The sequence below is a fragment of the Wolbachia endosymbiont (group A) of Philonthus cognatus genome, from assembly GCF_947251755.1.
GTDB lineage: Bacteria > Pseudomonadota > Alphaproteobacteria > Rickettsiales > Anaplasmataceae > Wolbachia > Wolbachia pipientis.
In genome coordinates this window covers 1,247,706-1,268,311 of record NZ_OX366388.1, presented here as the reverse complement: position 1 = coordinate 1,268,311, position 20,606 = coordinate 1,247,706, and the positions used below count along the sequence as shown (strand labels likewise).

General features: G+C 34.8%; 20 protein-coding genes and 1 pseudogene. 12 read left to right on the top strand and 9 right to left on the bottom strand.

Annotation, left to right across the window (positions count from 1 at the left end; genetic code table 11):
* Positions 1-24 precede the first annotated feature (24 nt).
* Positions 25-1,084, bottom strand: a pseudogene (locus OPR21_RS08770) (IS3 family transposase).
* 136 nt (positions 1,085-1,220) lie between these two features.
* Between OPR21_RS08770 and OPR21_RS05795 the strand changes: the two are divergent.
* Positions 1,221-1,928, top strand: a complete 708-nt coding sequence (locus OPR21_RS05795; RefSeq protein WP_006279877.1) for a pyridoxine 5'-phosphate synthase — start codon at positions 1,221-1,223, stop codon at positions 1,926-1,928.
* On the opposite strand, the gene OPR21_RS05790 is transcribed toward OPR21_RS05795, so the two are convergent.
* From OPR21_RS05790 to rplM, 3 genes are all read right to left on the bottom strand, one after another.
* The gene (locus OPR21_RS05790) at positions 1,921-2,232 is read right to left on the bottom strand and encodes an HU family DNA-binding protein (RefSeq protein ID WP_006279876.1); all 312 of its coding nucleotides are present in this window, start codon (positions 2,230-2,232) and stop codon (positions 1,921-1,923) included. The genes OPR21_RS05795 and OPR21_RS05790 overlap by 8 nt on opposite strands.
* 146 nt (positions 2,233-2,378) lie before the next feature.
* Positions 2,379-2,834 (bottom strand): 30S ribosomal protein S9, encoded by a 456-nt coding sequence (rpsI, locus tag OPR21_RS05785; RefSeq protein ID WP_265029782.1) that lies wholly within the window; start codon positions 2,832-2,834, stop codon positions 2,379-2,381.
* A gap of 10 nt (positions 2,835-2,844) precedes the next feature.
* Entirely contained in the window at positions 2,845-3,303 is a 459-nt protein-coding gene (gene rplM / locus OPR21_RS05780; RefSeq protein ID WP_010082596.1) for a 50S ribosomal protein L13, read from the bottom strand.
* 129 nt (positions 3,304-3,432) lie between these two features.
* On the opposite strand from rplM, the gene OPR21_RS05775 reads away from it, so the two are divergent.
* The 6 genes from OPR21_RS05775 to OPR21_RS05750 all read left to right on the top strand — a co-directional run bounded on the left by OPR21_RS05775 (position 3,433) and on the right by OPR21_RS05750 (position 10,263).
* Complete coding sequence (locus OPR21_RS05775) at positions 3,433-4,656, top strand: TolC family protein (RefSeq protein ID WP_006279873.1); 1,224 nt, start codon at positions 3,433-3,435, stop codon at positions 4,654-4,656.
* 19 nt (positions 4,657-4,675) lie between these two features.
* Complete coding sequence (locus OPR21_RS05770; RefSeq protein ID WP_010082598.1) at positions 4,676-5,251, top strand: PopZ family protein; 576 nt, start codon at positions 4,676-4,678, stop codon at positions 5,249-5,251.
* A gap of 76 nt (positions 5,252-5,327) precedes the next feature.
* Positions 5,328-5,906, top strand: a complete 579-nt coding sequence (locus tag OPR21_RS05765) for an RlmE family RNA methyltransferase (RefSeq protein ID WP_006279871.1) — start codon at positions 5,328-5,330, stop codon at positions 5,904-5,906.
* A gap of 784 nt (positions 5,907-6,690) precedes the next feature.
* Complete coding sequence (locus OPR21_RS05760) at positions 6,691-8,046, top strand: ankyrin repeat domain-containing protein (protein WP_265029780.1); 1,356 nt, start codon at positions 6,691-6,693, stop codon at positions 8,044-8,046.
* Between the two features lie 221 nt (positions 8,047-8,267).
* A complete protein-coding gene (locus OPR21_RS05755) occupies positions 8,268-9,215 on the top strand; it encodes an IS110 family RNA-guided transposase (RefSeq protein WP_265029711.1) in 948 nt (315 codons plus the stop codon).
* A gap of 373 nt (positions 9,216-9,588) precedes the next feature.
* Entirely contained in the window at positions 9,589-10,263 is a 675-nt protein-coding gene (locus OPR21_RS05750) for a hypothetical protein (RefSeq protein ID WP_265029777.1), read from the top strand.
* A gap of 347 nt (positions 10,264-10,610) precedes the next feature.
* Here the strand turns inward: OPR21_RS05750 and OPR21_RS05745 are convergent, their stop codons facing one another.
* Entirely contained in the window at positions 10,611-10,745 is a 135-nt protein-coding gene (locus tag OPR21_RS05745) for a hypothetical protein (protein WP_265029776.1), read from the bottom strand.
* Between the two features lie 454 nt (positions 10,746-11,199).
* Here OPR21_RS05745 and gp17 point away from each other — a divergent pair, with 454 nt between their 5' ends.
* The 4 genes from gp17 to tnpC all read left to right on the top strand — a co-directional run bounded on the left by gp17 (position 11,200) and on the right by tnpC (position 14,675).
* Positions 11,200-11,610 carry a tail completion protein gp17 gene (gene gp17 / locus OPR21_RS05740; RefSeq protein WP_006279870.1) on the top strand — a complete coding sequence of 137 codons (411 nt, stop codon included), beginning with the start codon at positions 11,200-11,202 and terminating at the stop codon, positions 11,608-11,610.
* On the top strand, positions 11,585-11,974 hold the full coding sequence (locus tag OPR21_RS05735; protein WP_006279869.1) for a phage tail tube protein: 390 nt from the start codon (positions 11,585-11,587) through the stop codon (positions 11,972-11,974). Before gp17 ends, OPR21_RS05735 begins: the two co-directional genes overlap by 26 nt.
* 65 nt (positions 11,975-12,039) lie before the next feature.
* Entirely contained in the window at positions 12,040-12,825 is a 786-nt protein-coding gene (locus OPR21_RS05730; RefSeq protein WP_077188485.1) for a hypothetical protein, read from the top strand.
* A gap of 506 nt (positions 12,826-13,331) precedes the next feature.
* On the top strand, positions 13,332-14,675 hold the full coding sequence (gene tnpC / locus OPR21_RS05725) for an IS66 family transposase (protein ID WP_265022247.1): 1,344 nt from the start codon (positions 13,332-13,334) through the stop codon (positions 14,673-14,675).
* A gap of 251 nt (positions 14,676-14,926) precedes the next feature.
* On the opposite strand, the gene OPR21_RS05720 is transcribed toward tnpC, so the two are convergent.
* The 4 genes from OPR21_RS05720 to OPR21_RS05705 form a co-directional block, all read right to left on the bottom strand.
* Positions 14,927-16,330, bottom strand: a complete 1,404-nt coding sequence (locus tag OPR21_RS05720; RefSeq protein WP_182365528.1) for an NAD(P)H-dependent flavin oxidoreductase — start codon at positions 16,328-16,330, stop codon at positions 14,927-14,929.
* Positions 16,331-16,716: 386 nt separating this feature from the next.
* A complete protein-coding gene (locus OPR21_RS05715) occupies positions 16,717-16,956 on the bottom strand; it encodes a hypothetical protein (protein ID WP_265029770.1) in 240 nt (79 codons plus the stop codon).
* Between the two features lie 58 nt (positions 16,957-17,014).
* A complete protein-coding gene (gene coaE / locus OPR21_RS05710) occupies positions 17,015-17,602 on the bottom strand; it encodes a dephospho-CoA kinase (RefSeq protein ID WP_006280338.1) in 588 nt (195 codons plus the stop codon).
* 647 nt (positions 17,603-18,249) lie between these two features.
* The gene (locus OPR21_RS05705) at positions 18,250-19,428 is read right to left on the bottom strand and encodes a ribonuclease D (protein WP_265030312.1); all 1,179 of its coding nucleotides are present in this window, start codon (positions 19,426-19,428) and stop codon (positions 18,250-18,252) included.
* A gap of 133 nt (positions 19,429-19,561) precedes the next feature.
* Between OPR21_RS05705 and OPR21_RS05700 the strand changes: the two genes are divergently transcribed.
* Positions 19,562-19,960 carry a hypothetical protein gene (locus OPR21_RS05700; RefSeq protein ID WP_265029768.1) on the top strand — a complete coding sequence of 133 codons (399 nt, stop codon included), beginning with the start codon at positions 19,562-19,564 and terminating at the stop codon, positions 19,958-19,960.
* The last annotated feature ends 646 nt before the right edge of the window (positions 19,961-20,606 follow it).

Genomic DNA, 20,606 nt, shown 5'->3' with positions numbered 1-20,606 from the left:
TATTCCTTGGTTTGTGGACAACCTCTAATAGTGACGTTGTTTGTTATAAAAAATTTCTATGTATTCAAATATTGCAGTTCTAGTTTGTTGAGCAGAGTGTTGTGAAGTATCAATAAGTATTTCTCTTTTCAATGAGCTAAAGAAGCTTTCTGCAACAGAATTGTCGTAACAACAGCCTTTATTACTCATCTATATTCTTTACAGCTAAGAGATATTGATACCCTTGCGCAGTATATTGTGAACCTTGGTCACTGTGCAGCAGTAGATTTTTAACAGGTTTACGCCTATTAATGGCCATTAATAAAGAGTTCATAACCAATTGTTTATTTATTGCACTACTCATTAACTACCATACGTGAGAATTATTGCTGCCAAATATAGCCATCCCTCCTTGGTTTTGATGTAAGTAATCCCATACTTTATTTGGTTGATCAACAATAAAGTTTTGATCTAGTATATTGGGAGCTACAGCTCTATTATCTGTTTGTTGTTTTTTAATTTTAAACTTTCTTCTCAGTATAGCCCTGATGTCATTTTTCTGCATAATACTTTGCACCGTTTTCAAATTGCAACTTTTACCCAAAGCCTTCAATTCAGCATGAATTTTAGGAGCTCCATATCTACATTTAGAAACTTGATATATTTTTTGAATAGCTTCGAGTAGCTCTTTATTTGCTGATTCTCTACTGCTTATTTTTCTTGTGGTCCACTTATAGTAGCCACTAGCAGAAAATCCTACATAATTCCTGTACTTTATAGCAGTTACTATGCTCTTTTATAAAAAAATATTTTACTCTTTTTGACTGGCCAGGGCTTTTTCTTAAATGTCTCTTTCCCTTGTTACTCTTGCTAACTCTCTTTGTAAATCAAACCTCTCTTTGTCGTAAGGAGCCATGTTACCTCTACCTGGAAATGCATCTGCTGCCGACTTTTTTTCGTTGTGTTTCTTTATCCATTTTCCTAATAAACCACCCTTTATTCCTAAATCCTTTGCTATTTTTGTAATTGTTTGACCTGCCTTTCTTTGTTCATTTGCCAGTTTAACAGCTTCCAATTTGAATTCTGCTGTATATTCTCTTACCATTTCTAATCCTCCAAAATTTTATTTTACCCAAAAAAACTCTTTTCTTTCTCTCCACTTTTTCTGGATAAGGTCAAACAATGACTATGCAAAAAACCTAATAACATGTATAATCTATAAATAATTTCTGAGGTAGATTGTGAAACTAGGTGTTAATATCGATCACGTTGCAACCCTCCGCAACGCACGCGGAACTTCTTATCCAGATCCATTGAAAGCAGCAGAAATAGCCATTGACGCTGGAGCAGACTTTATTACTGTACACTTACGAGAAGATAGAAGGCATATTAGAGATGAAGACGTATTTAACCTAAAAAAAAGCATTAGCACTGAGCTAAATCTTGAAATTGCAGCCACGGAAGAAATGCTTGAAATAGCAAAAAAGGTAAAACCCTATTCGATTAGTATAGTACCAGAAAAAAGAGAAGAATTAACAACCGAAGGTGGCCTGGATATCGTGAATATGCACAGTAAACTTTCTAGTATAATAGAGGAAATGCATAGCTCTAGCATAAAAGTCTCACTGTTTATCGATCCAAATATTGATCAACTAAAATATCTTGAAAAGCTAGGGACAAAACCTGACATAATAGAAATTCACACAGGGGATTACTGTGATAATCCATCAGAAAAAAAGTTACAGTTAATTACTAATGCTGCAGAGTACGTCAATAAATTAGGAATAGAATGCCACGCAGGACATGGCATAACTTATAAACACGCTAAGAAGATGACAAGAATACCTCACATCTCAGCTCTTAACATAGGCCACTATTTAATTAGCGAAGCTGTATTTTACGGCTTACACAGCGTAGTAAAAACAATGAAAATGACAATGTCTAACTAACTGCTGCTTTTTCCTTCTCATTTAAAATACTTAAAAGAGTTTGGCTTGCTTTAAATTTTACCCTTGTCTTTTTAGGAACAGTCATGATCTCACCACTTTGGGGGTTACGACATTGTTTTTCCTGACTGATAGCAGTAGAAAATGTTCCTATTCCATGCAAACGTATTTCACCTTTCCCATGCAGCTCATTCTTTATTATTTTAATAAACGCATCATGAATCTTGCTCAAATCAGATTTTGTTATATCTATATTCTGACTAGAACAATCTTCCTTTAATTGTTTTATTATATCTTCTTTACTCATAAATTACCTTAATATTGAAAAAATCACATAAATAGCATATTATGTTGACACCGATAGTCAACTAAATTCATCACAAAAATAGAGGATATCATACATTTTTGCAAATATTTGTATAATACTTACAAAAAAACACCCCTATAAAATAACTATCTCTTAGAAAATTGACACTTTTTCCGAGCTTTATGTTGACCATATTTCTTACGTTCAACAACACGTGAATCTCTAGTTAAGAACTCGCCATTACGTAGCATAGAATGCAAATCTTGGCTTACACTACTTAAAGCTCTGCTTATTCCATGAGCTAGAGCACCTGCTTGACCAGATAGCCCTCCACCTTTTACAGTTGCAAATACATCGTATTTATCCAATGTGGAAGTTGCAACAAATGGCATTTTTACTATTTGGCACACTGACTCTCTTTTAAAATAAGAAATTAGATCGCCTTTTTTGTTAACACTAAATTTTCCACTCCCCGGCTTTATCCATACTCTTGCTACAGATTCTTTTCTTCGGCCTGTAGCATATAAACGACCAAGCGAATCAACTGCTGATTTAATTGTCTTTTCTGACCAATCATTGTTATTTATTGTAGAACTCTTCATTTTTACTCCATTACTTTTTATTTTTACGATTCAAAGAGGCAAAATCTATCTTTTCAGGTTGCTGTCCTTGATGCTTATGCTCTGAACCAGAATAAACATACAAATTTTCAAAGCGTCTACGTGCCATAGGCCCATCATCAAGCATCCTTTTCACTGCCATTTCTATTACACGCTCAGGAAATTTGCCATTTAAAATATTATCTGGAGTAGTTTTCTTCAAACCACCAGAATAACCTGTATGCTTATAGTAAATTTTATCTTTAAGCTTCTTTCCGGTGAAATGCACCTTTTCTGCGTTGATAATAATTACATTATCGCCACAATCCATATGAGGTGTATACTCAGGTTTATGCTTTCCACGTAATAGTGTCGCTACAAATGCTGCAAGCCTCCCTACCACTAATCCTTCTGCATCTATGACAAACCACTTTTTATTGATTTGTTTCTCCTTTAAGAAAAAAGTCTTCATTATTTGATCCAACAATAGTAAGCTATGATATACTTAATTTCTCAATAGTGTCAACAATATTAGTTATTGATTATTAAAGTAATTTATGTTAGTAATTGAGCTGCGCAACCAATATGCATAGGAATTAGAATGTTTCGATTGATTATCACACTTGCGATCATTTTTAATACTATAAGTTGCTATGCAACCGATGTGGGAGAAGTGATAAGCAAAGCCATCAAAAATAGCTCAAAAATAAAGTCTCAATTTTACCAATATAAAAGCGCAGAAAAACACTATAAATCTTCTGGGTTAGCTGGATTTTTACCTGACATTAATTTGCAATACAATTTCGATAGTAACTTTAATCTTGATACATCTGAAAAAAAACTTACATTGCGCCAGAAATTAATCGATGGCGGTGGTACCTTTGCCACATTCAGTCGATCAAGCCATCTTCTCAAAGCAGAAAAGATGCGATTTCAGCAATTAAAACAAGAGCTTGCACTTAATGCTGTGAAAGCATATGTTAATGTTTTACAAAAGACAGAAATATTAAAGCTCAGAGAACATAAAGAACGCGTTTCTTTGGAACATTTGTCAGCTATGAAAAAACGCTTTTCCCTTGGAGAGGTAACCAATGCTGAAGTTTTGTTAGCAAAAGCAAAATTTTCGTCTTCTATATCCGAAAGAGTTGATGCTGAAGGTAAATTAAAGTTGGTAAATATTGCTTATTATCATTTGATTGGCGAAGATGCTGATGACCTTTCTGAAGCTAATGATAAACTACCTTCTGTTCCAGAGCTAAATGAATGTTTACAGTTAGCAAAAACCAATAATTTATCTCTAAAAGCAGCAGTTTATCAAAAAAGAGCAGCCGGAATGGAAGTGATTGCTGAAAGCTCCAAGTGGCTTCCTTCTTTAAATCTAAGTGCAAGCAAAAATTTTGGGGAGGATGGTATGAAGGTAGACAAACTATTAGAAAATGTTCATGTAGTTTTTACTCTTGATGTTCCGATCTTTAAGAGAGGAGTTAATGCTTTTGGTGTCAGTAAAGCTAAAATGGATGCAAAAAAATCTACCTACGATTATTATGAAACGGTAAAAAATATAGAACAAGCAGTTGTAAATGCTTGGAATAATGTGTTGACAGCAAAGGCCATTATCAAAGCAAGTCAAGAAGCGGAAAAAGCAGCAGCTCTAGCATTGGAAGGAGTTGAGCAAGAAGTAAACTTAAATTTAAAGAGTACATCTGACCTTTTGGACACTGAAGATGCATTATTTAAAGCACGTTCAGACTTAGTTGAAGCAAAAAGCAATTATGTGATTAGTGTTTACAACTTGCTTTTTATGATAAATAGTATAGACCTCTAAATTTAATGGTATTAGCACTATGCATGATGAACAAGGCAATCAATCTGTAAAAGATATCCTAGAAGATATAAAAAAAGCTATATCGGGTAAAAACGCGAGTAACGATAAAGCAGAAATAAAGGATGAAAATGATGATGTGCTATACCTTGAGGAAGAGTATCCAGAAGAAATAGAAGAAGATGGCAAAAAAGAAAATAATGAAAAAGAGGACATTGATAATGATGACCAAAGTGAGGAAATGGCTTGCAACAATAACCAATTTAATGGCCATAGCTACAATTCAGAAGAAAAAAAAGATATTTATTTGTACGATAATATCCAAATGAGTAATAACAAAGCGAGTAATAGCGGCTTACAAGCGCAAAATAACGATCATCTAATTTTAAAAGAGAATATGGAAGAGATCAAAGCGTTGCTTGGAAAAATGCAAAACGAATTACAGCATAAACAACAAAAAAAAGCGAACCTTACTGTTGAAGAATTAGTTACATCTCTTTTAAAACCTCAGCTCTCAGAATGGCTGAATAAATATCTACATGCACTGGTAAAAGAAGTAGTTGAAAAAGAGCTTAAAGATATAATCAATAATAAGTAGGGTATTAGCAATAAAAACTAGAGTAAAGACGGCTAGAGGCAAAAAACTATCTTCAACAAGGTGGCTACATCGTCATTTGAATGATCAGTATGTGCAAAAAACTAGCAAGGATGGTTATAGGTCACGCTCAGCATATAAGCTGGTAGAAATGGATAACAAATTTAAATTATTCCAAGAAGGGCAAAAAATTATTGATCTTGGTGCTTCTCCTGGTGGATGGTCACAAGTTGCATCTCAGAAAGATGCAAATGTAGTTGCTCTTGACGTAAAACCAATGAATGCAATTAATGGAGTAGAGTTTATACAATGCGATATTATCAATGAGCTTGAAATTTTAAGAGAAAAATTCAAGGATCAAAAATTTGATGTAATTTTATCTGATATGGCCCCCGAATCTTGTGGTTTAAAATCGTTGGATCATATCAGAATTATGCTTTTATGCGAAGCAGCGCTCAATTTTGCAAAGCATTTCTTGAGTCATGGTGGCACGTTTGTAGTAAAAATTTTCCAAGGAGAATCTGATAAAGATTTTTGTAACGAGCTAAAAAAAATGTTTAAAACAGTAAAATACTTTAAACCAAAGTCAAGTAGATCTGAATCTACAGAAATGTATTTGGTAAGTTTAGGCTTTATTGGCAGCAAACCTTCTATATAATATTAATCCAGGTAGTCCGCAGAAACAAAAAACTTACTTGACAAACTCCGCCAGCGCCCTTATCATGAAACTGAAGCTATTTATTTATCTTCTCTGTACAGATTAAATGACAAAAAAACTCACGTATCTGGCGTCCCATGTTTAATTTTTTGCACTATGTGCACCTTATGTCTTTATAAAATTCTAGGTTTTTACCTAATATAAGCTGAAATGCGCTTATAAAGCATTTAAAACATCAAAAAACGCCGATTTAAAAAATGGATAGTGAATAACTAGCTACCCTAGGGTTTCTTTTGCCTTTTTTTCTGTTTAGTAAATTTCTTAATGTTTATAATTTAGATTAGTTGCGGCTTAAAAGCAACTAAATCGCGGTTATTAAGCGTTTAGAATAAAAAAACGCCATACTTGAAAGTATAATGTAAGTAATTAGCCAACCACGAGGCTTCTTTTGCCTTTTTTTTCGTTTGGTAAATTCCTTAATGTTTATAGCTAAACGACAACCGTCATCCCGCTACTTGTTAGCGGGATCTGGAGATACCGTGACGGTATGATGAGGGAGAACAGTTAGCGGCTGAGATACCGCGAATGAATCGCGGTATGACGGTTCGCGGTGGCATGATGTAGGACTGCTGTGACACCATTATAGAGTGAACCAGTGTCAGCTACTTGGATGACAGACAAGAAAATGTTTATGACTAATTTTTAGATCAAACATGGAATTTCGACAAACTTAACTTTTTTGTGAGACTGTTCAGCAATAATAAATAAATTGAGAGGAAAGGTTATGGCAATAAAAAAGGAAAAGTTTTTTGAAATAATAAATGAGGTAAGCAAGAGTGAAGGTTTAAATGAGAATAATTTACTTGAAAGAATAGGAAGTGAGCTAAAAGATGCAGACTCAATAGTATATAGCACTTATAACAATTTGAAGATAGATAAGATGTTCAGTATATTAGATTCAGACAAAATTGTAAATTATATGTTGGTACACCTTGCTGTGGAATGTAACAGTGTACCAATAGTAAAACTCCTACTAGCAAAGGAAGCAAAAGTTAATGAACCAATATATGAACTTGATGAAGCTAAGTCTAAGCTAACTGCTTTGCACATTGCTGCTTTGCATGGTCATCAAGAGATAGTTCAGCTTTTATTGAATAATGACGCAAATCCTTTACTAAAAGATAGTCAAGGCCGAACTCCAAGGGATATTGTCGGTGATGTAAAAGGTAAAAAGGCTATAATAGAAATGTTAGAGGAAGGAGAACAACGTTATGCTGAGGCAGGAGCTACGAGAAGACAAAATAGACAAGGCACTTTACCGCAGCCTAATAATAAAACTCCAGGAAATTTAGCTGTGAACGGAAATAACGCAACTGCTGCAGTGCAAGCATGTAATGCAAGAGATCAGGAAGAGAACAACGGAACTACACCAAACAACAGAAAAATCTATGTACAAGATGAGGATGAACAGACTTCTTCAAACTCAATCGTTAATGAAAACAATACAGACAAAGTAGATGATACATTAGAAAAAGAACAGGCTATAAGAGAAAGAGATGCTATGGCGCAAAAGTTGCAAGAGGCAGAACAAAGACTTGCCAATAATCAGAAGCGCATAGAACATAATGACTTGCACAGTCAACATCCAGAGCAGTATACTACATATAATGGGGAACAGATCTTTTTAAATAAAAGTAATAGTGGCGATAGTGGAATATATTTTGATGCAGATGAATCTGAAGCTTTAGACCAATCTATATTAGAAGATGGAGAAGACATTAATGCACAAGATAAAGATGGCGTGACCCATTTACATTATGCTGCTACATATGGTTATGTAGAGATTGCAGAATATCTAATAGATAATGGAGTAGATGTTGATGCACAAGATAAAGATGGCGTGACCCCTTTACACTATGCTGCTGCAAAAAGCGCTAAAGAATCAGTAAAACTTTTGATAAAACGTAAAGCAAATATTAATGCACAAGATAAAGATGGACATACCCCTTTATATTTTGCTGTTGCAAATGACAATAAAGAATTAGCAAAACTTTTGATAAAATATGGAGCAGATCGCTCATTGATAAAGGATGAAGACCTAATAGATAGACTAAACAGTATGTGTGATCAGCCATTGTAAGTTAAAAATGTGATATAAAAGAGATAAGAGGGAAAGATAACCCTACTCACTATAGGAATAGGGCTATCACGGGCATGTGCGACCGAAGAGCCATTGGTATTACAACCGTTCAGATCAAGGTACACTAGCCCCATCTCTCGATACGTTTGAATAGTTGCATGGGACATATGTATGCACCCGTTTACAATCTTAAATTAATTAAACTATCGAGGTTATTTATTATGATTACATCTTATCAAAATTTCATTGGAATTGATATCGGAAAATTTAAAAATGTTGCCGCAACTCACAACCAAAAGAGCACTATCAAGTTTGACAATGATGCTACTGGTTGGCAACAGTTGTTTCAAAAATTTTCAGATATCCTACCTAATTCTCTAGTAACTTTGGAAAACACTGGAAAATATGAGCTTGGCTTAGCACATTTTCTTGTTGATAAGAATGTTGCTGTACATCGAGCTAATACTCGCAAAGTAAAAAGCTTTGTCATATCTCATGGAACTTTAGCAAAGTCTGATCAATCAGATGCAAGAGCTCTTGCTCAATATGGATGTGAACGCTATAGTACTCTATCTCTATTTGTGCCTATGTCAAAAGAACAAACAGCCTTAGTTGCACTTTGTCAACGACGTGATGACATTACACAAATGAGAGTTCAAGAGAAATGTAGACTGAAAGCACCTGAAAACGAGCATATAAAAGAAAGTTGCCAAAAAACCATTGACTTTTTTAACGGTCAGATAAATGAGATCAATAATGCAATACAAAAAATCATTGATGAAAATCTAGAGTTACAAAAGCGCCAAAAAATACTTAGAACAGTACCGGGAATAGGTATCAAGTTATCTCAAGATTTTGTATGCCTGATGCCAGAACTTGGCTACTTAAACAAAAAAGAAGTTGCAAGTCTTGCTGGAGTTGCCCCGCATCCAAAAGAAAGCGGTAAAACTATTGGTTACCGAAGGATAACAGGTGGTAGAAGCAATGTTCGTGCAAAGCTTTTTACTGCTGCTATGGCTGCTGCAAAGTCTAAATCTGTACTTGGTGCTTTTTATTCTGATCTCATTGGTAGAGGTAAAAAAAAGATGGTAGCTATAACAGCTCTAATGCGTAAAATTATAGTGATTGCTAATGCAAGACTTAAAGAAGCAGTCAACGTAAATTTTTAAAATCTGCATAGAAAATAGGTTGATGAATATGTGCGCCCACACAAATTTAAAGCACATATTCATCAACCATACGGTCTAAGCAGTGGTAGTTGTTTGATATAAATTTCTTTCTGTAGTAAACTAGGGTTTTTGTTACCAAAAATACATTTTTTAATTGAATAAAAATACAAAGTTATAAACAAGAGTTGTAATAAAACTAAATTCAAAAAATTTAAAAAAACATAGTTGATCTGAGGTTGTACCTAGTACCTTTTCTCATTCCAAAACACACAACGCAACGGAAACTCCAGAAAAAGCAGAAAAGGTTGAAAAACGTAAAGCTAAGTTAAAAGAATTACGTACTCAGCTAAAGGATGAGCAGAAAAAGAATGAATTGCTAAAACAAAAAATACAAGATCTAGAAAGTAAAAACACAACACTTGAGGGTGGACTAGGAAAAGCGCAAAAGGAACTAACAGAATTGAGAAATTGTGTCACTGAACATGAGACTAAATTGGAAGTACTGGAGAAACTCAATGAAGAGAATGAATCACTAGAACAAAAAATACAAGATCTAGAAAGTAAAAATACAACGCTTAATAGCGAATTAGAAGAAAACGAAAATAAGCATTCTAAAACAAAAGTGTTGTTAGAAAAAGCGCAAAAGGAACTAGCAGAATCAAAAAGTTGTATAGCTAGACATGAGACTAAGTTGAAACAATTCAATAAAGAGAATGAATCACTAACACAAAAAATAAGAAGTCTGGAGAATGAAAACACACCACTTGAGGGTGAACTGGGCAAAACTAAAACAAATGAAGTGTCACTAGAAAAAGTAGGAAAAAGACAATTTTCCCCAAAAGTTGCCTACGCGAGCCTTGCAGCTATGTTAGCAGTAGGTGCTGCTCTTAGTATTGCTTCCGGATTGTCTGCTCTATTAATAGTTGCAGCTTCTGTGGTATCTGCATTGATAGCTGGTGGCATTACATACACAATATCAAAACCCATCGCTCCTGACACTGAATTGAAAGAAGTGGATATTCAAGGTTCAGCACAACGGTGTTTGTAAAACTTAGCACCCACAGTTGTACGAACATTGCAATTTGCAGATGCAAGTAGCTGCACTGGAATCCCAAAAAAGGATGATGTCATTCCAGTGCTTGACACTGGAATGGCTTTGTTGCATCGCTACTTATGAAAGGCTAACTATAGTTAGGATTATAAGCAACCTATTGAAAATCTTGTTTTTTTGCAATCAATCTGATCAAATTTAAGAATAGTAATTTGTTATTTATATTAATAAATTTAATTCTATTGAAAATAGCTAAAGCATTGAAATTCTTGAATTTTAGCCAGATTAGTGAGTGGTAGTGAAATTTCTTTTACTCAAATTTAGGTATTCACTGACCGTTCTTGTTATAAATACCAGAATAATAAGCTACTGATATTCCCTATCTTTTTTATCTTTAATCCATCATAGCTAGCGATGCAACAAAGCCCACTGGAATCCAGCCTTGCCGTAATCTCATCAAGAACGTTGTGTTTTAACATAAAACGGCTACTTTTATGCTTACCAACTTAATAAAATTCCTGGATTCCAGTGGGCTTTGTTGCATCGCTACTTATGAAAGGCTAACTATAATTAGGATTATAAGCAACTTATTGAAAATCTTGTTTTTTTTGCAATCAATCTGATCAAATTTAAGAATAGTAACTTGTTATTTATATTAATAAATTTAATTCTATTGAAAATAGCTAAAGCATTGAAATTCTTGAATTTTAGCCGGATTAGTGAGTGGTAGTGAAATTTCTTTTACTCAAATTTAGGTATTCACTGACCGTTCTTGTTATAAATACCAGAATAATAAGCTACTGATATTCTCCACCTTTTTTATCTTTAATCCATCATAGCTAGCGATGCAACAAAGCCATTCCAGTGTCAAGCACTGGAATGACACCATCTGCCACCTGCAAATTGCAATAGCCGTGTCTGTGAGGGTTAATTATGGAAAAAATTCAAGCTATAAATGAGTTGTACAATAGCATTTATGCAGCACTAAAGGCAAATTCTGATTTAAGAAAATATGTTACTAACATTTATGACTACTTACCTAAACAGGTCACCATTCCTTACCTAAGATTGCGCGTAGTGAATTATAATAACCTGCATATGCTGTCCAATTTTGCTACAAAGGCAAGATTTTCATGCGACATATATACCCATCATATAGGCAGTATGTTTGCCATTATAAGGCATATTAACTTGATACTTAAGAGCATTGAAGGTTTTAATAATGAGGCCATTTTAGAAAGTAATTGTGCTATGGATCAACACGATGAAATTTTACATTCAACAATTAATTTTGATATTTTAATAAAAGGAGGTGATAATGAGCAAATTACAGCTAAAAATTAAAGATCATGACAATAATTTTATTGTGTTAAATAATATACGAAACCTAAGGTTTACTTTGCGTAATAACAGAGAAGAGGTGAAAGATATTTCTTCTTTTGGCTGGAGAAAAGTATTGGATTCTGCTGGAAGCAGACACATTACGATAAAAATTAATGGAATTTTAGACTCTGTATTAGCTGATGAATTATTACGTAATTCTGCTATGCTAAACTCTAATAATGATTATGAAATTAGTTTTAATGCTAAGGAAAAGATAAGGCTTAGGTGTTCAGTTGAATTGTATGAGAGGTGTTATGATCCTGTTACTTTTGACAGCTTTACTGTCGTTTTAGTCAGTGCTGAAGTTGTAAACGCTTTTCATTAATGTTAATTTAATTTTTTCATATACAATAGTAACTGGTGAGAATTTTAACTAAATTAAAAAAAATCATGAACGACAAAGACCTTTTCGAGGAAGACGGTGATGATATTGAAGAAAATAACGATGATAAAAGAGAGAAAAGTTTAGAAAATGAAAATCAGCAAAATCAAGAAGAACAACACAAAGAGGAAGATAAGCAATACATAATACAATATATTCAAGACTATTTGAAAGTTTTTGAGGATATTCTAAATCAGATCGACGAAGGAATTGATAATTTAGATAGTTACGAAAGGACTATGCAAATAAAGCGAAGCATAGACAGGCTCATAGAGACTTTATATAGTCAGGCTGCGTCCGAAGATATTGATGCAGAATTTGAAACTACCAAACACACTCGCGATAAATCAGAATCTATGAAAAGAGTTAGAGAGAAGAGAAGAAAGCAAGTGATAGAAGAAGTATTAAGTAGCATGTTTGCCCAGCAACAAAAGGAGCTAATGAACGCTAAACACTTAAGTCATGGACATGAAACAGCAAAAGATGGGGATGTCCACGAAGCAAAGGAAAAAGTGAAGTCTTCAATCAGGGGAGTGTTGTTTTCGGTGATTGCTCATAGGATGGATCCAAGAAGGAGGGCAGGGGAAACTGCTGACGGTAACGAAAAGCAAGCTCATATATATGGCAGGGAAGCAGTTGGTGGAGCTTTAGGTGCATTGTTAAAAACGTTTTTAACAGCAGTTATTGCCGTTGTGCGTGAAATTGCTAAGCCACTTCAGAAACCGGAAACATCTTTTGCAAAACAAGTTGAAGAAAGCAGAAACGCAGATTCACAAAAGGGTCGATCTGTGTAGATTTCTCCTTGTAATAATCTTTCGATTCTACTGTCTGTTAATTCAAATTAGGGTTATAAAATTTTAGAAGCCAGCTCTTATATAACCAATTTATAGCAAGAAATTACGATACAAAAATCAGCGTCCGTTAGAAAATAAACATAACACAGGGTGATAGAGTTGCCCCTATCCATAAGCGTCAGTTAAGCTCAAAATTGTAAGCTTAAAATATGGTTGAATAATTATTAATAATAGTATATAATTATTAACGTTTTTCAGGCATTTTTGTTATGGGTGCGCCAAGTAAGCGTTTAGAATACAATTGGTGAAAATCCAACTGACCTTACCCAGAAAAAGTGTAACCGTTCACGCAATGGCGTCAACTTAAGAGCCTTCATTAGCAGACTCTCCTAAAGACATGATGGCGTTTAGGCTTATCAACTTTGTCCATTCACGGTATAAGAAAGTAGTTTACAAAAATTGCATAATTAGTATAAAAAACAATAAACTAGATAGATGAGGGGTTGATGATAGAGGTGCTACAAGAAAAGATTGTGGTATTGGAGTCAGAAGTTGGTACTCTGAAAGCAGAGAATGATAAGTTAAGGACAAAAATAATTGAGCTAGAGGATAAGCTGGGTTTAAATTCAAAAAATTCATCGCTGCCACCATCGCAAGATGTATATCGCAAAAAGACAAAAAAGAAGAGCGATAAAAAACCAGGCGGGCAGCCAGGACATGAAGCGCACAAGCGGGAATTGATGGTAGCAGATGAGGTGGTAAAATGTTCAATTGATACAATTTGCATGTGTGGAAGCCAAGTTATTTTAGAAGAAGAAACTGTGCATCAAAAGGTTGAATTGCCAAAAATTAAACCGATAGTGACTGAATATAGGCTACAAAAAGGCTACTGTAAGGCGTGTAAGAAAAGGATCTCAGCTAGTCTGCCTGAAGGTGTGACAAGGGATCTTTTAGGAGCTAATGCAAAAGCAGTAATTAGCAGTTTTAGTGGATTTTTTATCAATTCAAAAAGGGAAGTACAGCAAATTTTGAGCAGCATATTTAATCTGAATATAAGCCTAGGTTTGGTATCAAAGACCGAGGGTAGAGTATCAGAAAAATGTATATCTGAATACGAAAAAATAAGAGAAGAGCTACGGAAAAGCAAGTATTTACATATAGATGAAACAAGCCATAGGAACCAGGGAAAGAAAGGTTGGAGTTGGGTAGTAACGAATAAAACAGCAACACTTATGAAGTTAGTTGGATCTCGCGGAAAGAAGATATTAAAAGGGCTATTGCCAGAGTATGATGGAATAGTTATAAGCGATAGGTATGCTGCGTATAATTACTTTAATCGTGAAAACAGACAGATATGCTGGGCCCATTTAGCAAGGGACTTTGAAAGGTTTTTTTACAGTAAAAATGTTGAAGTGAGCAGAATTGGCGCAGCATTAAAATCGCTGAGCAACAGGGTATTTGTGGTAGATAGAGCACGTAAACAAAACCTGATAGACAATTTAAGATTTTTCCGGTTAATGAGGAAGATTCGAAAAAGGGTGAAACATTTTTTGCGAGAGATAACAAGGGTTGCAAAAGGAACTCAGGCCTCGAGAATGGCTGCCAATATACTACGTTCTGAAGATATGATGTGGAGATTCGTGCGCAATCCTGATCTGATCGAGACAACCAATAACCTTGCAGAACGTCAGGCTAGACGGTACGTCATTTATCGTAAAAATAGTTTTTTCACTTGGTCAGAACGTGGAGAAAAGTTCATTGAAAGAATGCTTTCGATATTTTTGACTGCACGTTTGAATGATCAGAATCCTGTCCAGAAACTACAGAATTTAGTCGCTATTCCTGCCTAATTGGGAATATTCCGTGAACGGTTACTTTTTCTGGGTAAGGTCAGTTAAATCCAGCTTAGGGTCGAGAAACTTAGATAAAGCCATAGTAAAAATACTGAGAAAAGATTAATAATTATACACTATTCTATACAAATATTCAATCTTTTTTGATATTCGTTCAAGTGTGGCAGAAGAACTTATTCAAATAAAGTAGGTAGTAAAATATAAACATTTTATAAAGTGAAAAATGGACTTTTCAGGCCACTGCTGACTCAATACCCAGTCAATATCCTTTCCACCAGTTCTTTTACTGCCGGTACGTAGCCATTCTCATAAAATGGATCTTGCTTAAATTTGTACACATTGTGCCCGGAAAACATGAGTTCGTTCTCAATATCACCATCGTGTATAACGTTTTGCAGTGTTTTTTGTATGCAAAAACTACGCGGATCTGGCTTTCGTCCTGTTGAATGGTCACCATGATCTTTCCAATTGCTAAACAAACAATGACTTAAGCATCCCATACAATTGATTTGATCTTGTCTTATCTCTGCAAACCTGCCTGGCGTCACAAAAATAACAGTTGTATCTGGAGTTTTCATTGCTTCTGTATACCCTGCTTTAGTCCATGTATTTGCCAGTTCTTTGTCTTTTGCAGTAAGGTAGATCTTTCTACCTCTGCTACCCATTGCAAATTCATTATTAAATTCTTCGCTAGCATTTTCTGAAAACTTTATTTGACGTGAATTCCGTTCCTGCAACTCACGTATGAAGTTATTTTTTACTGCAGATGAGTAAAACCCTGTTGGACTGAATTTATTTAAAAATACATCACCTTCTTCTAAAGTGAGTAGCTTCTTTTTCCACTCTGCAGAAATTGGGCTTTCTTTCGTCAAAAGTGGACGAGTGCCAAACTGAAAAGCTATTGGTCCAATTTGCAGATTGTCAAACCAATGTTCCCAATCTTTCAAATGCCACACTCCTCCTGCCATAACAATTGGTGTTTCTGAAAGACCGATCTCGTTCATGAAAGATCTAAGCTCTGCAACTCTTTCAAATGGAGCCTGTGGTAGCTCTGGGTCTTCACTGTTACTCAGTCCATTGTGCCCTCCAGCAAGCCATGGATCTTCATACACTACTCCACCAAGCAAATAGGAAGATATTCTTTGGTAAGCACGCTTCCATAATGCTTTAAAAGCACGCACCGATGAGATAATAGGGTAATAATAAACCTGATATTTAGCTGCAATTTCTCCAAGCCTATAAGGCATACCAGCACCGCAGGTAATACCATGAATCAAACCTTTCGCTCCTTCTAATATGCCATGAAGCACGCGTTCTGCTGCTCCCATCTCCCAAAGTACATTCATGTGTATTCTTCCATGACCTTTTGATATTTCATTTGCTATTCTTGCCTGACTAATTCCAGCTTCAATACTATACTCAATCAATTCACTATGCTTTTCATTTCTTGTTTTGCCTTTATAAATTAGTGGCACTAACTCGCCATTATCATCAATAAGCTTAGCATTTGCACCAGAAAATGTACCCACAGCATCTGCTGCAGCAAATGCTCCGCTTGATCTTCCATCACTAACTGCAATGCCTTTGCCGCCCTCGATGATTGGCCACACTTCCTTTCCTGAAATTACTATCTTTTTTATCTTATTTTTCAAAACTTCCTCGCAATCTTTCACTCTATTTTACTTAATTACTAAAAAAATGATAGCTGTTTATTTTTTCTTGTATCATTAAAGCTTCTGTAGCTACTCATGCTGTTGTAGTTTGAGAGCAGTTCCCACCGGAAGGGTGTCATTCCAGTGCTTGACACTGGAATGGCTTTGTTGCATCGCTAGCTATGATGGATTAAAGATAAAAAAGATAGGGAATATCAGTAGCTTATTATTCTGGTATTTATAACAAGAACGGTCAGTGAATACCTAAATTTGAGTAAAAGAAATTTCACTACCACTCACTAATCTGGCTAAAATTCAAGAATTTCAATGCTTTAGCTATTTTCAATAGAATTAAATTTATTAATATAAATAACAAATTACTATTCTTAAATTTGATCAGATTGATTGCAAAAAAACAAGATTTTCAATAGGTTGCTTATAATCCTAACTATAGTTAGCCTTTCATAAGTAGCGATGCAACAAAGCCCACTGGAATCCAGTTTTTGATCAAAAATGTTGCTATAGTGCACAATCAATTTTCCTGGATCCCAGTGTCTGGGCACTGGGATGACACCATAGGGGGCTACTTGGATGACAGGGGAGGGAGGCTGCTGGGATCCTGACAACCGTCATCCCGCTGCTTGTTAGCGGGATCTAGAGATACCGCGGCGGTATGACGTAGAGCTACGTGTTTAGGTTTAATGAATCCACTATATCTTTTACTTGAGAAAAAACATACTCTTTGCTTACACTGGTATCGATAATAAAGTCACTCATCTTCCTTTTCTCCTCAATAGATAACTGAACATCGGAGATTAGATTAAGCTTTTCTTTATCTATGTTGCGTTCGTTAAGTCTTTGAGCTTGCACAACGCTATCTGCATGAACAAAAACAATAAGGTCGCAATATAAATAAAATTTTGTTTCTAATAGAAGTGGCACATCTAAAACTAAAAGTTTTCTATCGATCTTTTTTTCCTTGGCAATAAAAAATTCTAATTCACGCAGCACAGCAGAGTGAACCAAAGATTGAAATTGTTTCCAATTTTCATCGTAGGCTAAGAAATATTTAGACAGTACTGTTCTATCTATTTCACCATTTACTACCACTCCAGGAAAATTTTTCTCTGCATAACTTATTATGCTTTTATCCACTTTATAAAGTTGGTGTACAACAGAATCAGCATCAAATACAACAGCACCAAACTCTTGAAAGCAATTAGCTACAAAGCTCTTTCCTACCCCAATTCCGCCTGTTAGACTTATAATCATATAACAAAATACATTCGACTTCTTTTGAAACTATAGCTAAGGTTTCTCTATATATATTAACTAGATTTTCTAGATCCCAGTGGGCTTTGTTGCATCGCTAGCTATGATGGATTAAAGATAAAAAAGATAGGGAATATCAGTAGCTTATTATTCTGGTATTTATAACAAGAACGGTCAATGAATACCTAAATTTGAGTAAAAGAAATTTCACTACCATTTACCAATCCGGCTAAAATTCAAGAATTTCAATGCTTTAGCTATTTTCAATGGAATTAAATTTATTAATATAAATAACAAATTACTATTCTTAAATTTGATCAGATTGATTGCAAAAAAACAAGATTTTCAATAGGTTGCTTATAATCCTAACTATAGTTAGCCTTTCATAAGTAGCGATGCAACAAAGCCATCCCAGTGTCAAGCACATAACTATACGAACATTGCAATTTGTAGGTGGTGTCATCCCAGTCTGGGATCTAGCTTTTTGGTAATTTTATCGAAAATGTTTGCTCGTTTACAATCAATTTTCCTGGATCGAAGTAGTCTGGGCTACTTGGATGACACCCTACTTAACCGTCATACCGCCGCGGTATCCCTTAGCCACTAACACGTAGTGGGATGACGATTGTCGATAAATCTAAGTTACTTTAGCAACAGTTATTCTCCACTAAATTACTCTGAATTTTGGTTATATTATTTGCGGATTTCACTGCTGAAATCTCAAATTTTGAGCTTGTGTTCAAAAATGATTCAACTGACCTGCCAAAAAAATCATATCTCCATCCCTTGAATAATTTATCTGTCTGTCCAGATATTGACCAGGTTAACTCATCTTTTGAAGAAACTAATTTCCTTGATATGTTACTTTCTTTACATTTACTATCTAAAATAATTGAGAGTATATCAAGTACAGATTTGTCATAATTACTCGATAAGGTGTTGTTTTGCTGCATCCAATTTCTCTCATTTTCATTAAAAATATTCACAAACTCTAGTAAATCCGCATCTTTTATATTTTTTGTATTCCTCTTGAGATCATCTAAAATCTCATCAACATGCTCTACATTTTTTTCAATAAAATCAGCTATTACAGCATTATTGATTATTTTATTACGGTTCATATTATAGCGCTGTGCTAAGGTTTCTTGCCACTCACTAACTGCTTTAACAGTTAGTATCAATCTTGGATTTACTTCATAATTAAATTTAATCCTCTTCCATGCATCTTTTGGGCTATGTAAATACTTATTTATATCAACTATTGATTCCATCTCTTCTTGAAACCAACCCATCCTATTATTTTCTTCAAGTTTATTGCACAATATTTGGTATAGGTCATATAGGTGTACCACGTCGTTTACTGCATAATCTAACTGATCTTCGGACAACGGACGCCTTAACCAATCTGAATTTTTAGCTTTAATTTTATCCAGTGCTATTCCTTGATATTGCTCCACTACTTTTGAGTAACCAATAAAGTCATGATAATAATGACAAAACATAGCAGCAACTTGGGTATCAAAAATGGGAGTGGGAATACATTTAAACACAGTGAGTAAGGATTCTATATCCTGCCGGCAGCTATGAAACACTTTGGTTATCCCCTGATTTAGCATTATTTTCTTAATGAATGATAAATCAATTTCTGGCACTAATGCGTCTACAATAAAACTCTTCTCTCCGTAAGAAATTTGAATTAACGATAATTTTGGGTAGTAGATTAAATTATTTCTAATGAACTCCGTGTCAACTGCTATAAATTTTGGCTTTTTTGCTATCAACCCCTCACATATGTCCTCCAGCTCCGACGTTGTATTAATTAACATATGTTTTTTATTCAGTGGTTCTATTTTACTACTTATATTAAATTTTGCAATTAGAGTCACTACGAAATTAGTAATGGAGCTTGCTAGTTACTTATAATATTATAAAGTGTTTGTTATGTAGTGGTGAAGTGTTATGGTAGATTTTATAGACCTTTTTCAAGGAAGTAAAGATTTTATGATGTGCATGCACAACGGTTCAGGGGATGCAATATATAATCGATGTATATCTGCTGTAAGAATGGACCCGCCATGTATGCATGGTGAATCTATTCAAGGTTTGTTTGAAAGTTCGTTTGAACAAGGTGTTGTGACTGTTAGAGTGAACTTAGACTTAGAAACTTTAAATGTAGTGGTATATAAATCTCCTCCAACTTCTGATAAGCTTGACGCATTTTCACTAGCATATCAAATAGACAGATATCACATAGATGAGAATACTATAGTTTTTGATGAGAAAGTAAATACAATAAAATTTGATATATCAAATCCTTTAAAACATAAATTTATTACATTTGAGATTTTTAAAAGATAAATTATAATTCTGGTTCATTTATAAAAGGCTAGACTTAACGTGCCAGGCAGGAATTAACTGAAAGAAAAATTGAAGTAGCAAGAATTGATCTAGTTTGATATTACTAATATAGTAAATCTCTGGATATATAATAAGAACTAGATTCCAGCGTCACGCGCTGGAATGACAGGGCTATAGGTATCATCCAAGTAGCCTCTTTCTTGTCATCCCAGTGTCCTGACACTGGTTTCCATCCAAAAGGGTGTCATTCCAGTCTGGAATCCAGATTGGACACTGAATTGGTGAGTGTAAAATTCTACGTCATACCGCCGCGGCGCTAACAAGAGATCCCGCTAACAAGCAGCGGGATGACGGTTGTCAGGCTAGCTGTCATCCGAGTAGCCTCCTTTTTTTGTCATCCCAGTGCCCAGACACTGGGATGACACCCTACTAGCGGAAGTTACTCTCAAATGTTTGTTCATGTTAGCCACAAACATTAAGAAATTTACCAAATGAAAAAAAAGGCAAAAGAAGCCCTGGGGTTATTATCCGCTTTAAAATATTGGCGTTTTTTATGTTTTAAACGCTTGACAAGCGAGATTCAGCCGCTTTTAATTGCAACTAATACCAATTCCCATTACAGGGCAAACAGATGGACAATGATGGA